Annotated in this window: 1 protein-coding gene; it reads left to right on the forward strand. The window is 77.3% G+C overall.

The annotated features are described in order from the left end of the window. A partial coding sequence (locus HTZ82_RS13880) for a type I polyketide synthase (RefSeq protein WP_175409665.1) occupies window positions 1-3413 on the forward strand: 3413 nt, incomplete at both ends.

Below are 3413 nucleotides of genomic sequence, written 5' to 3' on the forward strand. Positions count from 1 at the left end.
GTCGTCGGCTCCCGCGACACGGCGCCGTTCGCGGCCGCGGGCGTGCACGCCGACCACCACCCGGACCTGGTCGCCCTGAGCGACGCCGTCGCGGCGGGCGCCCCCGTGCCCGAGGTGACCGCTCTGGCGATGGACACCGCCGGGACGGCCGCCTCGCGGCAGCTGCCCGCCGAGGCCGTCGAGCGCACCGTGCGGGTCCTCGCGGAGGCCGTCGAGCCGTGGCTGGCGGACGCGCGGCAGGCCGCATCCCGCCTCGTCGTCGTGGTGCGGCGCGCCGTCGCGGCGGGCTCCGACGCGGAGGCCCCTGACCTGGTCCAGGCGGCCGTGTGGGGCTACGTGAGCGCCCTCCAGGCCGCGCACCCGGGCCGTATCGTCCTCGCGGACCTCGACACGGGCCTCGGCGGCGAAGCGGACACGGCGGCCGTCGAGGCGCTGCGGACCGGCGTCGCGTGCGGCGAGGAGCGGTTCGCCGTACGGGACGGAGTCGTCGTGCGGCCGCGCCTCGCGCGCGTGTCCGCCGCCGGCGACGGCACCGCGCGGCCGGTCGTCGACCCGCAGCGCACCGTCCTCGTCACGGGCGCCGGCGGTGCGCGCGGCGCGGCGGTTGCCCGGCACCTGGTCGCCGCGCACCGCGCCCGCCACCTGATGCTGCTGTGCGCGCAGGGCGAGGCCGACGAGGCCGCCGCCGCCCTGCGCGCCGAACTCGACGAGCTGGGCGCGTCCGTCACCCTGCACGGCTGCGACCTGGCCGACCGTGACGAGCTGGCCGCCGTGCTGGCCGGCGCCGAGCGCCCGCTGGGCACCGTCGTGCACGCCCCGGACCCGGACGACGCGTGGCCCGCGCAGCCGCTGCGCGCCGCCGTCGACGCCACCCTCAACCTCCACGAGCTGACCCGCGCCGCGCAGCCGGCCGCGTTCGTGCTGTTCTCGTCCGCCGACGCCGTGCTGGGCGCCGCGTCCGACACCGAGCAGGCCGCCGCCGACGCGTTCACGCAGGCGCTGGCGCAGCACCGCACGGCCCGCGGCCTGCCCGCGCTCACCCTCGCCTGGGGCCCCACGGAGCCGGGCGCGGCGCTGCCCACCGGTGTGGGCGCCCTGACCGCCCGTACCGCGCTGGCCATGTTCGACGCCGCGCACCTCGCGGGCCCCGCCTGCCTGTACCCGGTGAAGCTGGACGCCGCATCGCTCCAGGCGGGCGCCGTGGCCCCGCTGTTCGACGAGCTCGTGGACACCGCGCCGCGCGCCGCCGAGGCCGACGACACCCGCGCCGCCGCGCTGCGCGCCCGCCTGGAGGCGCTGCCCGCGGACGGCGGCACGCGCATGCTGCTGGAGCTGGTGCGCACCGAGGCCGCCCGCACCGCCGACCTGGACGGGCCCGGCGCGGTCACCGCGGGCCGCGCCTTCAAGGACCTCGGGTTCACCTCCGTACAGGCCGTCGAGCTGCGCAACCGGCTCACCGAGGCGACCGGGCTCCCGCTGCCCGCGACGCTCGCGTTCGACCACCCGACGCCGGACGCGGTGGCGCGGCTGCTGCACACGCTGCTGTCCCGCACGGCCGGAACGGACAGCGCCGGAACGGCCGTCGCGGCGGCGCGCGGCGCCCGGTACGACGACGAGCCCATCGCGATCGTCGGCATGGGCTGCCGCCTGCCGGGCGGTGTCGGCTCCCCCGACGAGCTGTGGCGGCTGGTCGCGGACGGTGTGGACGCCGTGTCGGCGTTCCCCGACGACCGCGGCTGGGACCTGGACAACCTGTACGACCCCGATCCCACGCGCCAGGGCACGACCTACGCGCGCGAAGGCGGGTTCCTTTACGACGCGGGCGAGTTCGACGCCGGGTTCTTCGGCATCTCGCCGCGCGAGGCGCTCGCCAGCGACCCGCAGCAGCGGCTGCTCCTGGAGACGGCCTGGGAGTCGTTCGAGCGGGCCGGGATCGACCCGCGCAAGCTCGGCGGCAGCAGCGTCGGCGTCTTCATCGGCGCCATGTACCACGACTACGGGTCGAAGCTGACCCGGCTGCCGGAGGGCGTCGAGGGCCACATCGGCATCGGCACGGCCGGCAGCGTCCTGTCGGGCCGTGTCTCGTACACGTTCGGCTTCGAGGGCCCCGCGGTCACCGTCGACACGGCCTGCTCGTCCTCGCTGGTCGCCCTGCACCTGGCCGCGCAGGCGGTGCGGGGCGGCGAGTGCGCGATGGCGCTGGCGGGCGGTGTCGCCGTGATGGCGCAGCCCACGTCGTTCGTGGAGTTCTCGCGGCAGCAGGGCCTCGCCCGGGACGGGCGCTGCAAGGCGTTCGCGGCCGCCGCCGACGGCACGGGCTGGGCCGAGGGCGCCGGCCTGGTGGTCCTGGAGCGCCTGTCGGACGCCCGCCGCAACGGGCACCCGGTGCTGGCGGTGCTGCGCGGCAGCGCCGTCAACCAGGACGGCGCGTCCAACGGACTCACCGCGCCCAGCGGCCCCGCGCAGCAGCGCGTCATCCGCCAGGCCCTGGCCAACGCCGGTCTGGAGACGCGGGACGTGGACGCCGTCGAGGCGCACGGTACGGGCACGAAGCTCGGCGACCCGATCGAGGCGCAGGCCGTCATCGCGACGTACGGGCAGGACCGGCCGGCCGACCGGCCGCTGTGGCTGGGCTCGTTGAAGTCGAACATCGGGCACGCGCAGTCGGCGGCCGGTGTGTCGGGCGTCATCAAGATGGTCGAGGCGATCCGGCACGGTGTGCTGCCGCGCACCCTGCACGTCGACGAGCCGACGCCGCACGTCGACTGGTCGGCGGGCGCCGTCGAACTGCTGACGGAGGCCAGGGAGTGGCCGGAGACAGACCGCCCGCGCCGCGCCGGTGTCTCGTCCTTCGGCGTGTCCGGCACCAACGCGCACGTCATCATCGAGCAGCCGCCCGCCGATCTCACGGCGGCCGCCGCCGAGGGCCCTGAGCCCGCCGACGCGCGGGAACTGCCGGTCGTGGCGTGGCCGGTGTCCGCGGCGACCCCCGAGGCCCTGTCCGCGCAGGCGGCCCGCCTCTCCGCGTACCTGGAGGACCGCCCCGACCTCACGCTCCAGGACGTCGGGTACGCCCTGGCCACCACCCGCGCCGCGCTGGACCGGCGGGCCGTGGTGACGGCCGGCGACCGCGCGGCGGCCCTCGCGGAGCTGCGCGCCCTGGCGCAGGGCAGGACCGGCCCGGCGACCACCGTGGACACGCCGTCGGACGGCGCCCTGGCGTTCCTGTTCACCGGGCAGGGTGCCCAGCGGGCCGGGATGGGACGTGAACTGTACGAGGCGTTCCCCGTGTTCGCGGACGCCTTCGAAGAGGTGTGCGCGGCGCTCGACGCCCACCTGGACGGCGGTTCGCTGGCCGACACGATCGCGTCCGGCGAAGGCCTGGACGAGACCGGGTGGACGCAGCCGGCGCT

Origin of the sequence: Streptomyces sp. TRM64462 (assembly GCF_013362995.1) — a bacterium.
Lineage (GTDB): Bacteria > Actinomycetota > Actinomycetes > Streptomycetales > Streptomycetaceae > Streptomyces.